Here is a 19,727-nt window from a genome sequence, read left to right as displayed (position 1 = left end):
CCTCGGCCGGAGGAGCCTTCACAGCGGGGGCGGAACAGGACAGGGAGCCGTATGCCGTCGTCACAGGCCCGCACCGACCGGGAGGCCGCCCCACGCCGTGACCGGGGAGCCCTGCGCCGCACCGGCGAGTGGTGCGCCCGGCACTTCGTGACCGTCCTCGTGCTGTGGGTCGCCGCGCTCGCCGGGCTCCAGGTCCTCCAGCACGCGTACGGCGGCGACTACTCCGACGACTTCTCGCTCCCCGGCACCCAGTCGCAGGACGGCCTCGACGTCCTGAAGGCGCATGCCCCGCAGGCGGGCGGCTACAGCGCCCAAGTCGTCCTGCACGACGCCGGCAAGCCGCTCACCTCGGTCTCCGACCAGGTCGCCACGGCCGTCGCGGACCTGGAGAAGCTGCCCGACGTGCTCTCGGCGCAGAACCCGCTGCCGTCCTCCGGTTCCACCCCGCCCTCACCCCCCGACCCCAACACCGGGCCGCTCTCCACCGATCAGAAGACCGCCTACATCACCGTCCGCTTCAGCGTGCAGCCCTCCACCTTCGACCCCTCCTACCTGGACGGGGTCGACGCGGCGGTCCAGCCGCTGCGTTCGGCGGGGGTGGATGTGGAGTACGGCGGTCCGCTCGGTGAACTGGCCCGGCCCGAGCCCAGCGACCGCACCAGCGAGGCGATCGGCTTCGGGGTGGCGATCGTGGTGCTGCTGATCGGCTTCGGCAGCCTGCTCGCCGCCGTGCTGCCGCTGGTCACCGCGCTGATCTGCGCCCTGTGCGGGCTCGCGCTGCTCGGCCTGTTCGCCGCCGCCGCGACCTTCGCGACCGTCTCCCCCACGCTCGCCACGATGATCGGCATCGGCGTCGGCATCGACTACGCGCTCTTCCTGGTCACCCGCCACCGGCAGAACCTCATCGACGGCCGGGACCCGGTCACCGCCGCCGGGAACGCCGCCGCCACCAGCGGCCACGCGGTGCTGCTCTCCGGCTGCACGGTGATCATCGCGCTCTCGGGGCTCTGGGTCTCCGGGATCGGGTTCATCGGCAAACTGGGCCTGGCCGCCGCGGTCACCGTGGTCACGGCGGTGCTCGGCGCCCTCACCCTCGTACCGGCGTTCCTCGGGCTCATCGGCCGCCGCATCGACCGGGTGCGGGTACGGAGACCGGTGGCCGAGACCGTACCGGCGCGGGAGGGCTCGGAGGCGGGGGGCTGGCACCGGTACGCGCAGCGGGTGGAGCGGCGGCCGTGGTGGTTCCTGGCGGGCGGGGTGGTGCTGCTGGCGGTCCTCTCCTTCCCCGTCCTCTTCATCCAGCTCGGCCACATCGGTGACGGCGCGGACCCGAAGTCGTTCACGGACCGGCGCGCCTTCGACCTGATGTCGGACGCCTTCGGGCCCGGCTCCAACGGCCCGCTGACCCTGGTCATCGACCAGAGCAACGTGCCGTCGGCCGACCGCTCGTCCCTCGCCGACCAGGCCCAGAAGGCGCTGACCAACGTCCCGGACGCGGCCGTGATCACCCCGCTCACCGCCACATCGGACGGCGACGTGCTGACCGCCACCGCCTACTCGGTGGCCGCCCCGCAGGACGAGCGGACCACCTCCCTGGTGAACCGGCTCGTCGACGACGTCCTGCCGCAGGCCGTCTCCGGCACGGACGCGAGCACGTACGTCACCGGCACCACCGCCGCCCAGGTCGACTTCCTGGACATCGTCTCCAGCCGGCTGCCCCTGATCATCGCGGTCGTCGTGGCCCTGGCGTTCCTGGTGATCCTGGCCGTCTTCCGGGGCCTGCTCGTCGCGGTGAAGGCGGCCGTGCTCAACGTCCTGTCGATCGCGGCCTCGTACGGGGTCGTGGTGGCCGTCTTCCAGTGGGGCTGGGGCGGTCCGGCGCTGGGCGTGTCGGGGAAGGTGCCGATCGAGAGCTACGTCCCGATGATGATGTTCGCCATCGTCTTCGGGCTGAGCATGGACTACGAGATCTTCCTGCTCTCCCGCATCCACGAGGCGTGGGTGCGCACCGGCGACGCGCGGGCGAGCGTGGCGCACGCGCTGGAGATCACCGCCCGGGTCATCACCTGCGCGGCGCTGATCATGGTCAGCGTCTTCGCCGCGTTCGTGATCAGCGACAACATCGTGGTGAAGATGCTGGGCCTGGGGCTGGCCGCCAGCGTGCTCATCGACGCCACCGTCGTACGGCTGCTGCTCGTCCCGGCGGTGATGACGCTGCTGGGCCGCTCCGCCTGGTGGATCCCCGGCCCGCTGGATGGGATCCTGCCGCACCTGGACGCGGAGGGAGGCGCGGAGGGAGGCAGAGCCTCGGCCTCCCCGGCGGACGCGTCCGCGCGTTGAGGGGTCGGAAACATGCGGCGGGGCCGGGCAGTGTCTGCTGCCCGGCCCCGCTCCGCGTACGGCGCTCTGCGTCTCCCGCCGCGCCTTTGACGGACTACGCGGCCCGGTTCGCCCTGCGCTGGGCGGCGGCCGCGCGTGCCTCGCCCGTCGGCAGGTCCGGGCGGCGGCGCCGGGCCGGGGCCCCGCCGCCGCGCTTGGTGCCGCGCCCCATGAACGCGCCGCCGCCACTGCGGCCGGAGCGCTCCTTGGGCGGGGCGGTGATGACGACCGGGACGCCCGAGGGCGCCTGCGCACCGGTGATCCGGCTCAGCTCGGCCTCGCCGGAGCGGACCTGGGCGATCTGCGGGGTGATCCCGGCGTCCGCCATCAGCCGGGTCATCTCGCGGCGCTGGTTGGGCAGGACGAGCGTGACGACGCTGCCGGACTCCCCGGCGCGCGCCGTGCGGCCGCCGCGGTGCAGGTAGTCCTTGTGGTCGCTCGGCGGGTCCACGTTGACGACGAGGTCCAGGTTGTCGACGTGGATGCCCCGGGCGGCGACGTTCGTGGCGACGAGGACCGTGACGTGCCCGGTCTTGAACCGCTCCAGGGTCCGCGTGCGCTGCGGCTGGGACTTGCCGCCGTGCAGCGCGGCCGCCCGGACCCCGCTCTGCAGCAGGTGGTCGGTGAGCTTGTCGACGGCGTGCTTGGTGTCCAGGAACATGATCACGCGCCCGTCCCGGGCGGCGATCTCCGTGGTGGTGGCGTACTTGTCGGCGCCCTGGACGTAGAGCACGTGGTGCTCCATCGTCGTGACGGCACCGGCGGCCGGGTCGACGGAGTGGACGACCGGGTCGTTGAGGTAGCGCCGCACCAGCAGGTCGACGTTGCGGTCGAGGGTGGCCGAGAAGAGCATCCGCTGCCCCTCCGGGTTCACCTGGTCGAGCAGCTCGGTGACCTGCGGCATGAAGCCCATGTCGGCCATCTGGTCGGCCTCGTCGAGGACGGTGACGGTGACCCGGTCAAGCTTGCAGTCGCCGCGCTCGATGAGGTCCTTGAGCCGGCCCGGGGTGGCGACGACGACCTCGGCGCCGCCGCGCAGCGCGCTCGCCTGACGGCCGATGGACATGCCGCCCACGACGGTGGCGAGCCGCAGCTTCAACGACCGGGCGTACGGGGTCAGCGCGTCGGTGACCTGCTGGGCCAGCTCACGCGTCGGTACGAGCACGAGGGCCAGCGGGCGCTTGGCATCGGCGCGGCGCCCCTCGGTGCGGGCCAGCAGCGCCAGGCCGAACGCGAGGGTCTTGCCCGAGCCGGTCCGGCCGCGGCCGAGGACGTCCCGGCCGGCCAGTGAGTTCGGCAGGGTGGCCGCCTGGATCGGGAACGGCACGGTCATGCCCTCGGCGACGAGCGCCGCCTTGAGCGTGGCGGGCATCTCCAGCTCACCGAAGGTCTCGGCGGCGGGCAGGGCCGGGGTGACGGTCACCGGCAGGGCGAACTCGCCCTTCGGCGCGGAGCCGCGGCGCCCGGCCCCACCACCGGAGCGCCCGCCACCGCCACCGGAGTACCGGGGTCCGCCGCCGAACCCGGCGGCACGGCGCTCGCCGCCACCGGAGTGCCTCGGCGCCCCGCCGCTACGGCTGCCGGAGGAGGGGGAGCCCGAACGGGTGCGGGCGAATCGGTCGTTCGAGCGGGGGGTGCGTTCGCGGTTCATGCAGAACCTTTCCTCGATGGGGCACGTATCGAGGGATTCTTTTCAGGGGAATAAACCGTGAACGGCACCCAGAATCGCAAGAACGAGCCGATGAAATGACAAAGGGGCGCGGAGACATGCTCCGCGAGCCCCGGAAACAGCAACGAGCTGGGGCCCGCACCCCAAGGTGCGGGCCCCAGCTGCGTAGTTCCGCCCGAGCGATCGGACGGTCCCGAGTGATCAGGCGCCCGAGCGATCGGGCAGACCGGATGATCAGGCAGGGACGATGTTCTCGGCCTGCGGGCCCTTCTGGCCCTGCGTGACGTCGAAGGAGACCTTCTGGCCCTCCTGCAGCTCACGGAAGCCGGAAGCGGCGATGTTCGAGTAGTGGGCGAAGACGTCAGCGCCGCCACCGTCCTGCTCGATGAAGCCGAAGCCCTTTTCCGAGTTGAACCACTTCACGGTGCCAGTAGCCATGTCATATCTCCTTAGGGGAGGGGCAGTGCCCGTGGGCCCACACCTTGTGGACCCCACGTCGCCGCGATGATTACCCCGTCCGGAAGAGCACCGGAAAACTTGTAAGTTTTTGGGAACCACAACTGCAACTGAGATCAACAGTAGCACGGAGGTCCCGGGCCGGGACGAACGAAATATCACGCACGGCGCGGGAACAAAACAGCGTGAGGAAAAGCCTCATCGCCATTGCGTGAAATTCTGCGCCGGCGAATACAGATATGTTCCGGGCATGCCGCCAGGACTCGGGGCCCGGGGGCACCCCTCCAGGGCTCGCGGCGCCCCTCCGGGCCTCAGGGCCCGGGCGGGCGGCTCAGCGCTCGGCCCGGCCGTCGCGCAGCTCCTCGTTGAGGCGGAGCGCCTCCTCGAGCTGGTCCTCCAGGATCACGATGCGGCAGGCGGCCTCGATGGGCGTGCCACTGTCGACGAGTTCGCGGGCGCGGGCGGCGATACGCAACTGGTAGCGGGAGTAACGGCGGTGGCCGCCCTCGGACCGCAGCGGCGTGATCAGCCGGGCCTCACCGATCGCCCGCAGGAAACCCGGCGTCGCCCCGATCATCTCGGCGGCGCGCCCCATGGTGTAGGCGGGGTAATCGTCGTCGTCGAGCCGATCGATGGCGTGCGAGGGGGTCTCCGGGGGCATCTGCACCTCTTCTGTCACACATGTCTGTCACACGTGACGGAGGGCCCGGGGCGCCGTACGCCTGCGGGGTGCCCCTCTGCCGCGTACCGCTGTTTCGCCTGACTGCACAAGAAACCCTAATCGCCCGGCAAGGTCATGTCTATCGCGGCTGGGGCAGCTTTCGGCCACCGGCGGCGCCGCGATGGCCGACGCGCCGATGGAACTGACCGACTGGTCAGTTGTCGTCGGGCGGACCGCGGGGCCATAATGCAGGCGTAGCCCTTCACGCATCCCCCGTCGTGAAGGGCTACACCCCTGTCCGGGACCGGTGCGGGCGCCGGGCCGGGACCGGTGCGGGCGCCCCTGTCCGTACCGGGCGCGGGCACCCGTCCGAGCCGGGCGCAGGCACCATCCCGTACCGGGGCGCGGGCGCCATGGGTCATCACGGGCAAGGCACTCCCCTCGTGGCCCCCTGCCCGTGTTTTTTCGAGTTAACAGTGACGTAGAGTGTTTGCGCAAGCTCAGTTCCGACTCCGAGGTGAGCGTGGAGGACCGGATGGCCAAGGTCGACGGTGACGAACCCGGTGCGGAACGGAACGAACCACCCCGCCCGACCGGCCCGCCGCCCCTGAACTCGCTGCGGGAGAAAGTCGAGTACATGGTCGAGAAGACCTTCCCCGGCCAGAAGATCTCCGGCCGGGTCTTCGCGGAGCTGGTGCGGGAGCGGGGCGGCTCCCTCTCGCACAGCTACTTCTCCAACATCCTCGCCGGCAAGGTCACCCAACCGTCGGAGGAGATCCTCAAGGCCCTCGGTCTGGGGTTCGGCGTGGACTGGCGCTTCTTCAAGGAGGAGTCCGAGGTCGTCGACGACGTCGTCGCGGGGCTCCAGTTCCTGGCCAAGCGGCGGACCGGGGAGATCAGCGGGGTGGCGGGCCGGGGGCTGGACGACGAGGGGCTGCCCCCGGAGTTGCTGCAGTTCGCGCTCTCGCTGCTGGAGGACGCGGCGCGGGACACCACACGGGAGAGTCGGGACACCTCACCGAAGAGCGTGGGGGAAACCTCGCGGAACCGCCCGCAGGACACGTAGCGTCGGTGTCATGTCCCTGCGGAAGCTGCGCAAAGAGTGCGAGGCACAGCTCGCCGACCTGCCCATCCCGGTCCCGTTCTCGCTGACCGGGCTGGTCGCCAACATGGAGGCGGCGCGCGGCCGTACGATCCGGCTGCACGAGATGCCGGACCGCCTCGCCCGCGTCAACGCAGCCTGCGGGCTGCGCCTGAAGGCGGGCGCCACCAGCCTCGTCCTCTACCGCCGCAGGCCGACCGCGTACCAGACCGAACACGTCATCCTCCACGAGCTGTGCCACGAGTGGTTCGACCACGGCACGACCCTCGACGCCGAGCAACTGCGCACGCTGCTCCCGGTCTTCGACACCTCGCTGATCGCCCGGATGATCTCCCCCGAGGCCGCCGCGTCCTTCGCTGCCGGGGGCTCCACCGTGCAGGCCCGCGCGCAGTACGCGACCCATGACGAACGCATGGCCGAATTCGGTGCCTCCCTCATCCCCCGGATGGCGCGGGACCTCACCACCGATGACATGGTGGGGCGGCTGAGCGACTCCCTCTCCCGCCCGGTGGCCCACCGCCGACGCGGACTGTTCCCCCGGATCGGCCGGAGGGGGCCCTCGGACGGCGCGTGACCCCGGAGTGTGCCGCTCTCCGTGACACGTGCCACCACCGCCCCTTCCCCCCACCGGCCGTGCCCCCGACACCCGAGGACGAGACCGCTGTGACCCCCCTCGATCTCGCCGGTTACCTGATAGCCGGCCTGATGACAGCCGTTGCCCTGTGGCGTATGCCCGCTGCCCTGTGGGGAGACGAGGAGGACCGCAGACGGCGGGCCCTGTGGGGCTGCTACGCCGGATTCGCCCTCGCCCTGTGGACGAAGACCGAGGCGGTGCGCATCGGCCTCAACAACAGCGCCGTCACCGATCTCGCCGTCCTCATCAAGCACTACACCGCGACGGTGGCGATTCTGGCCATCCTCAGCTACATCGTCGCCATCTACGGCAGCTACCCGGAGGCGGGCGCCGTCCCCCGCCACGTACGGTTCGCCCGGCTCGTCCAGCAGGTCGCGGCGAAGGCCTCCGTGGCCACACTGATCCTGCTGACCGTCCTCTTCTTCACCGTCGTCGACCGCTCCGAGCCCTCGGACCGCTTCGTCTCCGACCACGCGGGCGAGTGGGGCGCCACGCTCTACATGAGCGTCTTCTACCTCTACCTCGGCGCCGCCTCCGCCGTCTGCGCCTTCCAGTGGGCGCTGGCCACCGCCGACGCCCGGCGGCGCCATCTGCGCATCGGGCTCGGGATGATGACGTTCGCGATGTTCATCGGCGTCGGCTACACCGTCAGCCGGACCCTGTTCCTCTGGATCAGCGTGGTGGACGAGCCGAGCGCGACGTTCGCCCTCCGCTTCGACCAGGTGACCGAGGCGGCGCAGCTGGTCCTCTTCGCCTTCTTCGCCCTCGGCGCGTCCGTCCCCGCCTTCAGCACCGGCGCACGCCGGGTGCGGCTCTGGCGGGCCCAGGTCCGGCTGCACGCCCTCTGGTACGAGCTGATGACCGCCTTCCCCGACCAGCCCTTCGACCCGCCCGCCTCCCTCGCCCGGGAGCTGACCCGGTTCAACGCCCCGGCCGACCTGCGCGTCGACCGCTGGGCCGCCGACATCGCGGACGCGGTGGAGAAGCTGCGCCACTACGTCCCCGACGGGCTGGTCGCCGCCGCCGGGGAGGCCGCGGGCCGGGAGACCGCCGATGCCCGCCGGTCGGCGGCGCTCGGTGACGCGTACTGGATCAGGGCCGCCCTGCTGGCCAAGGAGTCCGGCGCCCCCGCGGGCCCCGCCGCGGCGGTGGCGGCCCAGCAGGCGGCGGACCAGGACGGCGAGGTGGCCCGGCTGGAGCGGGTCGCCGCCGCCTACCGGACGGTGACGGCGGAGCGCGCCCGCGAGGTGCTCACGGCGGCGACCACACCCCGTACGGCACAGCAGGAGACCACGCCCCGCGCGGCACAGCAGCAGACGGAGCAGCCCTCATGACCAACAGCAGCACCACGGGCACCGGCAGTACCACCTGCGCCGGGGACGCCACCCCCGACGACACCACCCGCCGCACCTCCGTCGCGCGCACGGTCACCGACGTGCTGCAGCCCCGCAACGCCCTCCTCGCGGGCATGCTCGGCATCGGGCTCGCGGCAGCCGGTGAGTGGTCCGGGCTGCTCTGGGGGTTCCTCGGGGCGCTCTGCGCGGGGCTGATCCCGGCGGGGTACATCGAGTGGGAGCGCGGGCGCGGCACCTGGGGCGACCGCCATGTCGTCGACCGTACGAAACGGGCCCCGATCTTCTTCGTCATCCTCGGCTCGATCGGGGCCGGTTCGGTGGTGATGGTCCTCGGGAACGCGCCGGCCGGGATCCTCGTCGCGATGCTCGCGCTCTGGGTGATGACGATCGGGCTGCTCGCCGTCAACACGGTGTGGAAGATCTCGGTCGACTCGGCGGTGGCCTCCGCGGTGGTCTCCCTGCTCGCGGTCGTGCACTCCCCCTGGTGGCTGGCCGCGTACGCGCTGACCGTGGCCGTCTGCTGGTCACGCGTGGCCCTCGGCTACCACACGCTCGCGCAGACCGTGGCGGGCGCGGGGCTGGGGGCGGCGACGACGGTGGCGTACGCGTTCGGGGGCTGAGGAGCCACCAGGAAGGGAGCGTACGGGCCCGGCGTACGCGGACTGACGGCAAGGCACGGGAACGGCCTACGCGTACGCGGGCTGACGAAGGCTCACGCGGGGGGGGCGGGGTGCACGGCGCACCCCGCCTCCCCGCGCCTGCGCGCCCCGGCTCACACCCCCGCGCACTGCCCCGTGCGCGGCCCGCGGACCTCGTTCGGCCGTCCCGTGTTCTCCGGCGCCGGAACGTTGGCGGAGCACGCGACGGGCCCGGTCACCGTGTTGGCGGCGAGCTGGACGCCCCCGGTGTTGCCGGTCAGGACGACGGCCCCGGTCACCGCGTTGGCGGTGCAGCCCGGCCCGCCGAACCGGACGGTCCCGGTGGTACGGCTGATGACCAGCGGCCCCGTGAGGCTCGACCCGCACACCTGGACGGCGGCGGCACGGTCCGACTGGAGCGGGCCCTCCAGCGTGGAGCCGGTCAGGACGAGGGCGGCTCCGGCGCGTACGGTGACCGGCCCGCGCAGGGCGGCGCGGTCGACGCAGGTGACGCCGTCCGTGACGGTCAGCGGCCCGTTGCGTACGCCGGTGATCTTCGTGGTGCACGCGGGCGCGCGCCCCACCGTGGCCTTGTACGCGAGCGATTCGGCCAGCTTGCCCGGCTTGGCGTCCGTCAGGGGCTTGCTCAGCTTGGCGAACTCCCCGCCCGTCTCCTTCTTGCCGCCGTTCCACTCCGCGATCCGGCCCAGCTGCCCGGCGGTCTTCCCGTCGTCGACGACCGCGTCGGCGTCGAGCGCGGCCATCGACTTCGAGGCGCTCTTGACCAGGTCGAGGTAGGGCCCGGGGGAGGTGAGGTCGTACGCGGACGTGTCGTGCTTCCCGCGCAGCCAGGAGCCCCACGAGAACTCCAGGAACTCCGTGGCCCCGTCCGGGACTTCGTAACCGATGTCCCGCGTGAAGTAGACGAGGCTGCGGTACGGGTCGTCGCGGAAGTGCGTGATGCCCAGCCGGCTCGGCAGCTGGTCCACGCCCAGCGGGCGGTTGTTCTCGTCGCGCAGCCACACCTTCTTCTCGGCCGTCATCCGCTGCCAGAACGCGGCGGTGGACAGGGAGCTGAAGTTGTTGGTGCCGCGGAGCCGGACCGGCAGCCGGGCGGAGCCGTCCGGGCCCTCCAGGAAGGACGTCAGGGTGTGGTGCCCGTCGGTGAGGTAGAGCTTCCCGCCGGGGCCGATGACGGCCGTCTTCATCGGCGCGATCGACTTCTCGGTCTCCTGGCCGAGCGGCACGGTGCAGGTGAAGCTCGCCGGGTCGTCCAGCCGGGCGCCCGGGCCCACCGAGGCTGCCTCGCCCTGGCCGTTGGTCTCGCACCAGTCGTCGAAGCGCTTGTTGAAGCCGCCCGCCGCCTCGTCGCGGTCGCTGCCGTAGCGGCCCAGCTTGTAGAAGACCTGGTCGAAGCCGAGGACGGCCTGGGTGGGGTGGAGTTCGCCCAGGGTGACGTCGATCAGGTCGCCCGGCTGCGCACAGGCGCGCGGCAGCGGCCCGCTCCCGGCGCACGCCCCGGCGCTCCCCGGGGCCGCGCTCCCGGGGCCCGCGCCGCCCGGTCCCGCGGCGGCCGCCGTGCCCGTGCCCGCTCCGACGACGACCGTGCCCGCGGCCAGGACTCCGGCCAGCAGCCGGGCCCCGCGCCGGGGCAGGCCGGCAGCCTTCGATCTGTTCATGGACGACCTCTCCGTACGGGCGTTTCTTCCGCTGTCCGCGCTTCCGCCGTTCCGCGCTTGCGCTCTTCCGCGGTGACGATCGCAAGGCACGGCGACGCGGGCACGGACGGGGCGTGAACGCGCGATGACGCTGTCATGCCACGGCAACGGGGCCGCCGCCCCTCCGCGAGGGCGCAGCCGTCCGTTTGCGGGGGCGGCGGACACCCGGTTACGTGGAGGACGCCGGTCTACGTGGAGCACGCCGGTCACGGAGGACGCGACCCGGACCATCTGGAGGTACCTCCCATGGCGAAGAAGAACCGTTCCGCTCCCGCCAAGGGCCTGCGGGGCAGCAAAGCGGGGCTGGCGCTGAGCCTGGGCAGCAGCGCGCTCGCCGTCATCAGGGCGTCCAAGCAGGTACGCCGGGCCAGGAGCCGCCACGACAAGCTGAGCACCGCCGACGCGGTGGCGGGGATCCTGCCGCTGATCACCTCGGCCGCCCTGATCCTGCGGCAGCTGCGCGGCCGGAACCGGGAGAACACCCCGGAGACGGCGTGAGCGCGGAGCGGTACGCGAAGCCGTACGGGGAGCCGTACGGGGAGCAGTACGGGACGGTCACCCCGACGGCGTAACGACCGATCACTGAACCGCCCGGCCCCGGGGTACGGCTGTACCGTGCCGAACCTCGCCGAGAACACCTTCGAGATCGCCGCCGCGAGCGCCGAGGACATCGTCCTGCTGGGCGAATGGGCCCACGAGGAGTCCTGGAACCCCGGCCTCACCGACGGCCGGATCTTCTTCCCGACCGACCCCGGCGGCTTCCTGATCGGCCGCCTCGACGGCGTGCCGGTCACCTCCGTGTCCGTCGTACGGTACGGCCCCGACCACGGCTTCCTGGGCTTCTACCTGACCCGCCCCCAGCTGCGCGGCCAGGGGTACGGGCTGCGCACCTGGCAGGCCGGGACGGCCCGGCTCGCCGGCCGCACCGTCGGGCTGGACGGGGTCCCGGCCCAGCAGGACAACTACCGCCGCTCCGGCTTCCGCACCTGCTGGAGCAACGCCCGGTACGAGGGCACCCCGCCGCCGGACATCGCACCGCCCCCGGGCACCACGCTCGTCGACGCCCGTTCCGCCCCGTTCGCTCAACTCGCCGCGTACGACCGACGGTTCTTCCCGGCGCCCCGGGACGGCTTCCTGGCGTCCTGGATCACCGCCCCCGGGCGTACGGCGCTGGCGGCGGTGCGGGACGGGGAGCTGCACGGGCTCGCGGTGGTACGGGAGTGCCGCGCCGCCTCCCGTATCGGACCGCTGTACGCCGCGTCCCCGCAGGTGGCGGCGGCCCTGGTGAGCGCACTCGCGACGACGGTGCCGGACGGGCCGGTGGCCATCGACGTACCCGACCTGAACCCGGCTGCGGTACGGCTCGCGGGCGAGCTGGGGCTGACCCCGTCGTTCGACACGGCCCGGATGTACACGGGCCCGCAGCCGGTGATCGACCGGGACGGCTACTACGGCATCACCAGCCTCGAACTGGGCTGAGAATCCGGGGACTTACGAGGGCCGGCCGGTCCGCGTACGACCAACCGGCCGGTCCGCGTACGGCCCGTACCAGTGCCTACGCGGAACCGCCCGGCCTACGCGGAACCGCCCGGCTTCCGCTGCACCGGCGGATCCTCCCTGATCCGGGAGGCCAGCACCGCGATGTCGTCCTCCGCGTCCCCGCCGAACCGGTCCAGCACCCGGTCGAGCAGCTCCTCCAGGCTGCCGCCGGAGGGCAGGGTCAGCGAGGCCAGCCGGGCGACGGAGACGTCGATGTCCTCGCCCCGGCGCTCCACCAGACCGTCGGTGTACATGAAGAGCACGGTCCCCGGGCCGCAGGGCACGGAGCTGGTCCGGTAGCCGCCGAAGCCGGTGCCGAGCGGAGGCCCGGACTCCACCGGGACGATATGGGCCCGCGAGGCCCCCGGGTCGATGAAGACCGGCGGCAGATGCCCCGCGCTGGCCACCTCGCAGACCCCGCCGAACCGGTCCACGACGGCGAGCAGACAGGTGGCCGCCCGGTCGAGCCCCGACCGCTCCACCATCGTGTCGAGCCGCTCCAGGATCCGGTGCGGCGGCAGGTCCTCGGCGGCCAGCAGCCGCAGCAGCGAGCGGTAGTGGCTCATCGCCACGGCGGCCTCCACGCCGTGGCCCATCACGTCGCCCATCGCCTTGAGGTGGCGGCCGTCCTGGAGCGGTACGACGTCGAACCAGTCGCCGCCCACCAGGACGCCCCGCTCGGCCGGGAGGTAGCGGGTGGCGATCTCCACGTGCGGGTGGGGGCCGCGGGGTTCGGAGAGCAGGGAGCCCTGGAGTTCGCGGGCGATGCTGTGCTCGCGGTCGTAGCGGCGGGCGTGGTCGAGGTCGACGGCGGCGCGGCCGGCGAGTTCCCGGGCGACGACCACGTCCTGGTCGCTGAAGGCGGGCGAGCCCTCCGCCCGGACCAGGCTGAGCGTGCCGAGCTGACGGCCGCGGGCGATGAGCGGGACGATGAGCGCCTGGCGCAGTCCGAGGGCCAGGGAGGCGGCGATCCGCTGCGAGGTGAAGGCGGAGCGGGCGCTCCGGTGTTCCTCCCAGTCGTCGAGGACCGGCTCGTTCTCGGCCAGGCAGCGGGTGACGGCGGAGTCCGCTGCGAAGTCGACGTACTCCCCCGGGTGCCCGAACCGCTGCATCTGCTCGTCGAGCGGCCCCCGGCCCCGCAGCGCGGCCCGCCGCAGCCGCAGGACACCGGGTTCGGCACGGCGTACGGGATGTCCCACCTCGGGCGGGAAGACGTCGACGGCGGCCACGTCGGCGAAGGGCGGCACGACGAACTCGGCCAGCTCCCGGCAGGTGGTGTCCATGTCGAGCGTGGTGCCGATCTTCACGGCGGCCGTGGAGAGGAGGGTGACATGGCCCCGGGCCTCCTCCAGCTCCGCCCGCTGCCGGGCCACATCGCTGATCTCGACGACGATCACCATCAGCCCGCACACGTCCCCGCCGGTCTCCAGCCGGTGGTAGGTGGCGCGCCAGAACCGGGGGCCGCCGGAGGCTGCGGCCCAGGTCCGGCCGCTGATCGTCTGCTCGCGGGGTTCACCGTCGCGCAGCACGTTGCGCAGGACGGCGGCCTGGCCGCGCAGCCCGGGCAGCACCTCGGAGAAGGTGCGGCCCAGGTGGGACCCGGCCCGCAGGCCGTTGAGCCGTTCGAGGGCGGGGTTGACGTAGGTGTAGCGGAGGTTCGCGTCGAGTACGGCCACTCCCGCGGGGTTCCCGTCGAGCAGGGCGGCCACGGTCGCGGGGTCGAAGGACGACGGCATACCGTCGCCGCACGCTTCGGCCTGCAAGGGGGTCTCCTCCGCCGTAGATCGGCCTCCGGATCTCCATCGTGAGCGGCCGCACCCGGCACCGCATCCGCAGCACGGCGGCCCACCCGCCCGGGGTGTACAGGCCCCCCGGGGACGCGGACCTCAAGGGCTCGGCCGGCCTCAGGGGCTCGGCTGGAGTCCGGCCGGGCCCCGCCGGGGGCGCAGCCGGTCGAGGTCGAGGGTCCCCTCGGTGGGCTCGGCGGTCGGCGGCAGGCCGAGGGCGGCGGTGACGGGCTCCGGCAGACTGCCGGTACCCAGCAATCCGGTGACCAGGGTGGTCGTGAGGCGGTGCCAGGCCGGGGCGCGCCGGATCATCGCGTGGTCGCCGCCCCGGACGGTGACCATGCAGGTACGGGCCCCGGCGCGGCGGGCCCGGGTGGTGAGGGACTGGGTGGCCTGGGGGCTGGTGATCCGGTCCCGGCTGCTGTGGACGAGGACGACGTCACGGCCCGCGAGCTGGGTCACCGGGTCGCCCGGCGGGCACCAGGGGGCGAGGCCGACGACTCCGCGTACGAGGGGGTGCCCGGCGGCGAGCAGGGCGGCACGGGCGCCCATGGAGTGGCCGAGCAGCACCACCGGCACACCGCCGGCTTCCCCGGACCCCCCGGCCTCCTCGCCGAGGGCGTCGAGCGCGGCCAGGGCGTCGTGGAGGGCGTCGGCACGGGACCCGTTCCACCCCCGGTGGGCGTACCGCACCTGCCGTACGAGGACGCCCGCACCGCTCTCCGGGCCGCTCTCCGGTGCGCTTTCCGGTGCGCGGGTGGCGCGGCGCAGGGCGCGGACGAAGGGGCGCATCCGGGTGCCGGGGAGGTTCAGGAGGCCGGGAGGCGGCGGCTCCGTACCGTTCTCGTAGCCCCCGTGCAGGACGAGAACCGCTGCCGACAGGGATCGTGGGGCCACACGTACCTCCAGGTCCGGGTGAGGGGCGGGAGAAGGGCCGGGCGCCCCGCCCCGTACGTATTCGGTCTTACGTATTCGGTGCGGACCCCGTTCCGGATGGGCCGAACGTGTCAACGGGCGGAAAGTGCCGTTCACTGTACGGGCAACGCCCCCACCCTCGTACGCACCACGAACGCACAAGAAGGAGTCGTCATGGCGGCAGGACCTCCCCTCTCCACCCCGGCACCGGACTTCACGCTCCCCGGCGGTGTCCTGTCCGGGGACACCTTCGACCGCGCCGACTACACCCTCTCCGCCGCCCGCGGCCGGGCCCTGGTGCTGGCGTTCTACCCCGGGGACAACACCACGGTCTGCACGAAGCAGCTGTGCTCGTACTCCTCGGGCATGGAGACCTTCGAGGGGCTCGACGCGGAGGTCTGGGGCATCAGTCCACAGGGTGTGGACAGCCATGAGTCGTTCGCACGCATGTACGGGCTCCGGATGCCGCTGCTGGCGGACGAGGGCCGGGAGATCGCCAGGGCGTACGGAGTCGCCGCCCCCGGCATCGGCGTACGGCGGGCGGTCTTCCTCATCGGCCCCGACGGCGTCCTGCGCTGGAAGCACGTGGCGTTGCTGGGTGCGACCTTCCAGTCGCTTTCCACCCTTGCTGATCAGTTGTCCGGCATCAAAACCGCGTAAAGATTGCCGGGTTCCGGCAGTGCTACGAACCGGACATCTATGGGATCATCCAGCCAGTTCGACGGAAATAGCCGGGGGAAGTCGAAGAGCAGGGGAGTGATCAGGTGACCTTCTTTCTCGGTCTCGGCATTGCGGGGATCGTCCTGCTGGCCCTGTCCCTGATCTTCGGCGGCGTCCTCGAAGGGCTGCTGGACGGGGTGCTCGACGGCCTCTTCGACGGGCTGCTCTCGCTCCCGGTGATCGCCGGGTTCATCTCGATGCTCGGCTTCGGCGGGGCGATCGTGCTCGGCACCACGGGCGCCGGGCCGGTCGTGGCCACCGCCGTCGGCCTCGGGGCCGGGGTCGTCGCGGGCTGGCTGACGTGGAAACTCAGCAAGGCCCTGATGCGGGACCAGACCTCGTCCACCCCGCGCGGAGGCGACCTCGTCGGCACGTCCGGGACGGTCGTGACGGCCATCCCGGCCGGCGGCTACGGCGAGGTGATGCTGCGGCTGGCGGGCCAGCCCGTCAAGTACGCGGCGAAATCCCCGGAGCCCGTCGTCCGGGGCACCGAGGTCTGGGTGGAGGCGGAGCTGTCGACGACGTCGGTGGCGGTCCGCCCGGTGGACCGCTGAGGCCACCCGCCCACCGCACCCCTTTCAACTCAACGAACCGACCACCCCACCCCACCCCACCCACACAGCACCTGGCACCACAACAATCTGCCGTCCCCCAACCGGGAGGCAGGGGGGACCTTTCTCATGAGTCCAGTAGCCATCGCCGTCATCGGCATCGTCGTCCTGCTCGTCCTGCTCGGCCTGGTCGTCATCACGCGGTACAAGGTCGCCGGGCCCAGCGAGGCGTTCATCATCACCGGCCGCCGCGGCAAGAAGTCGGTCGACCCGGTCACCGGCCTCACCAGCATCGACAACAGCGGCCAGAAGGTCGTCGTCGGTGGCGGCGTCTTCGTCGTGCCGTTCGTCCAGCAGAAGTTCACCCTGGACCTCTCCAGCCGGCACATCCCGATCGCCGTGCGCGGCGCGGTCACCCTGCGCGGGGTGAAGTCGAACCTCGAAGGCGTCGCGATCGTCAAGGTCGGCGGCAGCGAGGACGCCATCCGGGCCGCCGCGCAGCGCTTCCTCCAGCAGCAGGACGGCATCGTCGGCTTCACCCAGGAAGTGCTCTCCGGTGCGCTCCGCGCGATCGTCGGCCGGATGTCGGTCGAGGACATCATCCGGGACCGGGCCGCGTTCGCCGGGCAGGTCGCGGAGGAGGCCGAGACCAGCCTCTCCGGCCAGGGCCTGATCCTGGACGCCTTCCAGATCCAGGACATCACCACCGAGGGCTCCTACCTGGAGGACCTCGGCCGTCCGGAGGCCGCCCGCGCCAAGCAGGAGGCGGACATCGCCGAGGCGATCGCCAAGCGCGCCTCGGAGCAGGCCCGGCTGAAGGCGGCCGAGGAGATCGCCATCGCGGAGCGGACGTACTACCTGAAGCAGGCCGAGATCAAGGCCGAGACCGAGGCGGCCGCCGCCAAGGCCAACGCCGCCGGTCCGCTCGCCGAGGCCGCCCGCCAGCAGGAAGTGCTCCAGGAGCAGGAGAAGGTGGCCGAGCGCCAGGCCGCGCTGACCGACCGCGAGCTGGACACCAAGGTCCGCAAGCCCGCCGACGCCGCCCGCTACCAGGCCGAGCAGGAGGCGGAGGCCCGCCGTATCGCCCTGGTCAAGGAGGCCGAGGCGGACGCGGAGCGCTCGCGCCTGACCGGTGAGGGTGAGAAGCTCCACCGCTCGGCGCTGGCCGACGCGGTGCGCATCGAGGGTGAGGCCGAGGCCGCGTCGATCGCCGCGAAGGGTTCGGCGGAGGCCGAGGCCATGCAGAAGAAGGCCGACGCGTTCGCGCAGTACGGTGACGCGGCCGTCCTCCAGATGCTGGTCGAGGTCCTGCCGCAGGTCGTCGCGAAGGCCTCCGAGCCGCTGAGCGCGATCGACAAGCTGACGGTCGTCTCCACGGACGGCGCCAGCCAGCTGGCCCGTACGGTCACCGACAACGTGGCCCAGGGCATGGAGCTGCTCAGCTCCACGACGGGTGTGGACCTGGCCGCTCTCCTGGAGAACCTGAAGAACCGCACGACGGGCGAGACCGCCGGTGCCGCGCCGGAGAAGAGCACCACCACCGCCTCCGACAAGAACAAGGACACGGACAGGATCGAGATCACGGACTGAGGCGCACCGCCTCGGCTCCCTCTCTCCGTGCCCGGCGACCGGGCGGGCGTACGACACCTCCGTACGCACCCGCCACGGTCGCCGGGCACAGCCGTGTCCACGGCCCCACCGAACTGCGGAAACCGGCCAACTACCGTTCGTCGGCGCTCCCGGACACCCCGTGCGCGGCGGCCGCAGCGGCGAGGCGCCCCCGCCACCCGTTCGGATCGCGCCCGGCCTCGACCGCAGCGGCGGCCTCTTCCGCGAGATCGACACCCAGGTCGGCGGCCCGCCTCTCGGCCCACCGCGCCCAGGCGGCGGCCTGCTGACAGTCGGGGCACAGCTCCTCCCCGCCCCAGGATCGGAAGACATGCTCGGTGCCGGGCCCCTCACAGGTGACAAGGGGCGGCGGAACATAGGGAGTTGCGGTCCCCGCCTCCGCCTCCGCACCCGCCTCCGCACCCGTATCGGCGCCCGAAGCGGAATCCGCAGCGGCGGACGAGGACTCCGAAGGGGCAGCGGCTCCCTCCCCCCGCTCCTCCCGGCTCCGGCGCGCCTCGGGCATCTTGTGCTCCAGCCGGTGCCGCAGGAACCCCACGGCGGACCGCACCCGCCCCGGGGGCAGATCACTGCTCAGCACCCGTCGGAGCTCGACCCCCGACACCCCGCGCCGCAACCACTCGACGGCCTGGGCAACCAGGGCCCGCGCCTCGACGACACCCAGCCGCAGATCGGCGCGGACGTCCCGAAGGGACAACAAAACCCGCTCGACCACGGCCTCTTCACTCATCAATTCACCCAAACCACGAGCCCTCGCCGGAACTTCGACACCGGCTTCGGTGGGTGGGCGGGAAGAGTTCTCCACCCGTTCTTCATCTACCGGTAGTTGATGACCGGCGCTCCGGGGGCCCGGCTGACCGACGGTCGGAGACCGCTCACTCGGAGACGGCTCCGCCTCCGCACCGGCCTCCCGCCACACGGCACGGGCCTCGTCGTCGCTCAACGGGACATTGGAGAACAGCTGCTGGGTGGCCCAGCGGCCCCGCTCCCCCACGACCCGCCACTCATGCACGAATCCGTTGACGACCAACTGGCCTTTGGCGATCTGGAACTTGCGCCCCGTGATACCGACCTCGCGAGCAAGCTCGGACAGGGCTTTTCCGGCCCGTTCATCGGGCAGCCCCTGGACGTAGGCGATCAGGACCTTCGCGTCACTGCCGAGACGCGGATGACGCATGACGTCGTGCGAGACCTTCGTGTAGCGCCGAACAGGCGCGATAGCATGCCGAAGCATCCTGGGTGGACCTTTCTCCACTGCGGGGTGAAGGCCCTCGGTCAGGTGCTGTGAACACCGCCGGGGGCCGCCCCATGTGTGCGCACATAAACGCACACACAGAGCGTGATGACACGATCACGGTACAACAGGCGCGCGGGCGCCCGTGCCCAAATCAACCCGAGACGGCCTCAAGTCCCCCTACAGAGGCACGTGATCGTCCGACACCGCCCCAGCTGTTGAACTGTCAAGTTGTCGCAATCTCGATGCCGCCCACCAGCACGGCTGAGACGCTGGTCCCCATGACCACGCCACTGACCGCCCGCCAACGCCTTTCCGAGCTCCACCGCTATGCGGCCGTTAGCGGCGAGGACTTCACCCACCAGAACCTCGCATCCACGCGCACGAACCAACTCCGCTTCGCCCGCTGCTCCTTCGCGGGCGCGGACCTTCGCTACGCGACCCTCGAAGGCTGTTGGTTCAAGTTCTGCGACTTCACCGGCGCCGACCTCCGCGGAGCCTCCCTCCGCGGCGCGGTCCTCGCCGGCTGCAACCTCCGCGACGCCGACCTCCGCGACACCGACCTCACCGGCGCCCGCCTCAGCACGGTCAACACCGGCATCCCGCGCCTGGGCCCGACGGACATCACCGGCGCCCGCTTCGAGGGAACGTCCCTGCGCAACGTCCACGCGGAGGACGTCATCGGCTGGCCGCCGGGGCCGGTGCGGAGCGAGTAGCACCTGCATCCGTCCGTGAGATGG

The 19,727-nt window shown here is 72.2% G+C and carries 18 protein-coding genes; 11 read left to right on the top strand and 7 right to left on the bottom strand.

Annotated features, from left to right (window positions below; all coding sequences use genetic code 11):
• Positions 1–51 precede the first annotated feature (51 nt).
• Positions 52–2,340: an MMPL family transporter gene (locus DJ476_RS17810; protein WP_112491006.1), complete on the top strand. Its 2,289-nt coding sequence runs from the start codon at positions 52–54 to the stop codon at positions 2,338–2,340.
• A gap of 94 nt (positions 2,341–2,434) precedes the next feature.
• On the opposite strand, the gene DJ476_RS17805 is transcribed toward DJ476_RS17810, so the two are convergent.
• From DJ476_RS17805 to DJ476_RS17795, 3 genes are all read right to left on the bottom strand, one after another.
• Positions 2,435–4,030, bottom strand: a complete 1,596-nt coding sequence (locus tag DJ476_RS17805; protein WP_103419668.1) for a DEAD/DEAH box helicase — start codon at positions 4,028–4,030, stop codon at positions 2,435–2,437.
• A 252-nt stretch (positions 4,031–4,282) separates the two neighbouring features.
• A complete protein-coding gene (locus tag DJ476_RS17800; RefSeq protein WP_018489699.1) occupies positions 4,283–4,486 on the bottom strand; it encodes a cold-shock protein in 204 nt (67 codons plus the stop codon).
• Positions 4,487–4,835: 349 nt separating this feature from the next.
• Complete coding sequence (locus DJ476_RS17795; RefSeq protein WP_103419669.1) at positions 4,836–5,165, bottom strand: MerR family transcriptional regulator; 330 nt, start codon at positions 5,163–5,165, stop codon at positions 4,836–4,838.
• A gap of 490 nt (positions 5,166–5,655) precedes the next feature.
• Between DJ476_RS17795 and DJ476_RS17790 the strand changes: the two genes are divergently transcribed.
• The 4 genes from DJ476_RS17790 (at position 5,656) to DJ476_RS17775 (ending at position 8,876) form a co-directional block, all read left to right on the top strand.
• A complete protein-coding gene (locus tag DJ476_RS17790; protein ID WP_112491005.1) occupies positions 5,656–6,231 on the top strand; it encodes a hypothetical protein in 576 nt (191 codons plus the stop codon).
• A 10-nt stretch (positions 6,232–6,241) separates the two neighbouring features.
• Positions 6,242–6,841: a toxin gene (locus DJ476_RS17785; protein ID WP_070200931.1), complete on the top strand. Its 600-nt coding sequence runs from the start codon at positions 6,242–6,244 to the stop codon at positions 6,839–6,841.
• Between the two features lie 89 nt (positions 6,842–6,930).
• A complete protein-coding gene (locus DJ476_RS17780) occupies positions 6,931–8,235 on the top strand; it encodes an MAB_1171c family putative transporter (protein WP_318294725.1) in 1,305 nt (434 codons plus the stop codon).
• A complete protein-coding gene (locus DJ476_RS17775) occupies positions 8,232–8,876 on the top strand; it encodes a phosphatase PAP2 family protein (protein WP_103419672.1) in 645 nt (214 codons plus the stop codon). Before DJ476_RS17780 ends, DJ476_RS17775 begins: the two co-directional genes overlap by 4 nt.
• A gap of 152 nt (positions 8,877–9,028) precedes the next feature.
• Here the strand turns inward: DJ476_RS17775 and DJ476_RS17770 are convergent, their stop codons facing one another.
• Positions 9,029–10,573 carry a ParB/Srx family N-terminal domain-containing protein gene (locus tag DJ476_RS17770; RefSeq protein WP_112491004.1) on the bottom strand — a complete coding sequence of 515 codons (1,545 nt, stop codon included), beginning with the start codon at positions 10,571–10,573 and terminating at the stop codon, positions 9,029–9,031.
• 285 nt (positions 10,574–10,858) lie between these two features.
• Here DJ476_RS17770 and DJ476_RS17765 point away from each other — a divergent pair, with 285 nt between their 5' ends.
• The gene (locus tag DJ476_RS17765) at positions 10,859–11,110 is read left to right on the top strand and encodes a hypothetical protein (protein WP_103419674.1); all 252 of its coding nucleotides are present in this window, start codon (positions 10,859–10,861) and stop codon (positions 11,108–11,110) included.
• 117 nt (positions 11,111–11,227) lie between these two features.
• Positions 11,228–12,091, top strand: a complete 864-nt coding sequence (locus DJ476_RS17760; RefSeq protein WP_112491003.1) for a GNAT family N-acetyltransferase — start codon at positions 11,228–11,230, stop codon at positions 12,089–12,091.
• Positions 12,092–12,186: 95 nt separating this feature from the next.
• On the opposite strand, the gene DJ476_RS17755 is transcribed toward DJ476_RS17760, so the two are convergent.
• Together DJ476_RS17755 and DJ476_RS17750 are read right to left on the bottom strand one after the other, a co-directional pair.
• On the bottom strand, positions 12,187–13,887 hold the full coding sequence (locus tag DJ476_RS17755; RefSeq protein WP_112491002.1) for a SpoIIE family protein phosphatase: 1,701 nt from the start codon (positions 13,885–13,887) through the stop codon (positions 12,187–12,189).
• 168 nt (positions 13,888–14,055) lie between these two features.
• Positions 14,056–14,835 (bottom strand): alpha/beta fold hydrolase, encoded by a 780-nt coding sequence (locus DJ476_RS17750; protein WP_103419677.1) that lies wholly within the window; start codon positions 14,833–14,835, stop codon positions 14,056–14,058.
• A 192-nt stretch (positions 14,836–15,027) separates the two neighbouring features.
• Here DJ476_RS17750 and DJ476_RS17745 point away from each other — a divergent pair, with 192 nt between their 5' ends.
• The 3 genes from DJ476_RS17745 to DJ476_RS17735 all read left to right on the top strand — a co-directional run bounded on the left by DJ476_RS17745 (position 15,028) and on the right by DJ476_RS17735 (position 17,714).
• The gene (locus tag DJ476_RS17745) at positions 15,028–15,513 is read left to right on the top strand and encodes a peroxiredoxin (protein WP_112491001.1); all 486 of its coding nucleotides are present in this window, start codon (positions 15,028–15,030) and stop codon (positions 15,511–15,513) included.
• A 104-nt stretch (positions 15,514–15,617) separates the two neighbouring features.
• Positions 15,618–16,127: an NfeD family protein gene (locus tag DJ476_RS17740; RefSeq protein WP_112491000.1), complete on the top strand. Its 510-nt coding sequence runs from the start codon at positions 15,618–15,620 to the stop codon at positions 16,125–16,127.
• Positions 16,128–16,253: 126 nt separating this feature from the next.
• On the top strand, positions 16,254–17,714 hold the full coding sequence (locus tag DJ476_RS17735) for a flotillin family protein (RefSeq protein WP_112490999.1): 1,461 nt from the start codon (positions 16,254–16,256) through the stop codon (positions 17,712–17,714).
• A 130-nt stretch (positions 17,715–17,844) separates the two neighbouring features.
• On the opposite strand, the gene DJ476_RS17730 is transcribed toward DJ476_RS17735, so the two are convergent.
• Entirely contained in the window at positions 17,845–18,987 is a 1,143-nt protein-coding gene (locus tag DJ476_RS17730; RefSeq protein ID WP_112490998.1) for a hypothetical protein, read from the bottom strand.
• Between the two features lie 281 nt (positions 18,988–19,268).
• Here DJ476_RS17730 and DJ476_RS17725 point away from each other — a divergent pair, with 281 nt between their 5' ends.
• A complete protein-coding gene (locus DJ476_RS17725) occupies positions 19,269–19,703 on the top strand; it encodes a pentapeptide repeat-containing protein (RefSeq protein WP_029395756.1) in 435 nt (144 codons plus the stop codon).
• Positions 19,704–19,727 lie beyond the last annotated feature (24 nt).

Origin of the sequence: Streptomyces bacillaris, assembly GCF_003268675.1 — a bacterium.
In the GTDB taxonomy this organism is placed as follows: domain Bacteria; phylum Actinomycetota; class Actinomycetes; order Streptomycetales; family Streptomycetaceae; genus Streptomyces; species Streptomyces bacillaris.
The sequence above is the reverse complement of the archived record's forward strand: the minus strand, read 5'-3'. Positions and strand labels throughout refer to the sequence as shown.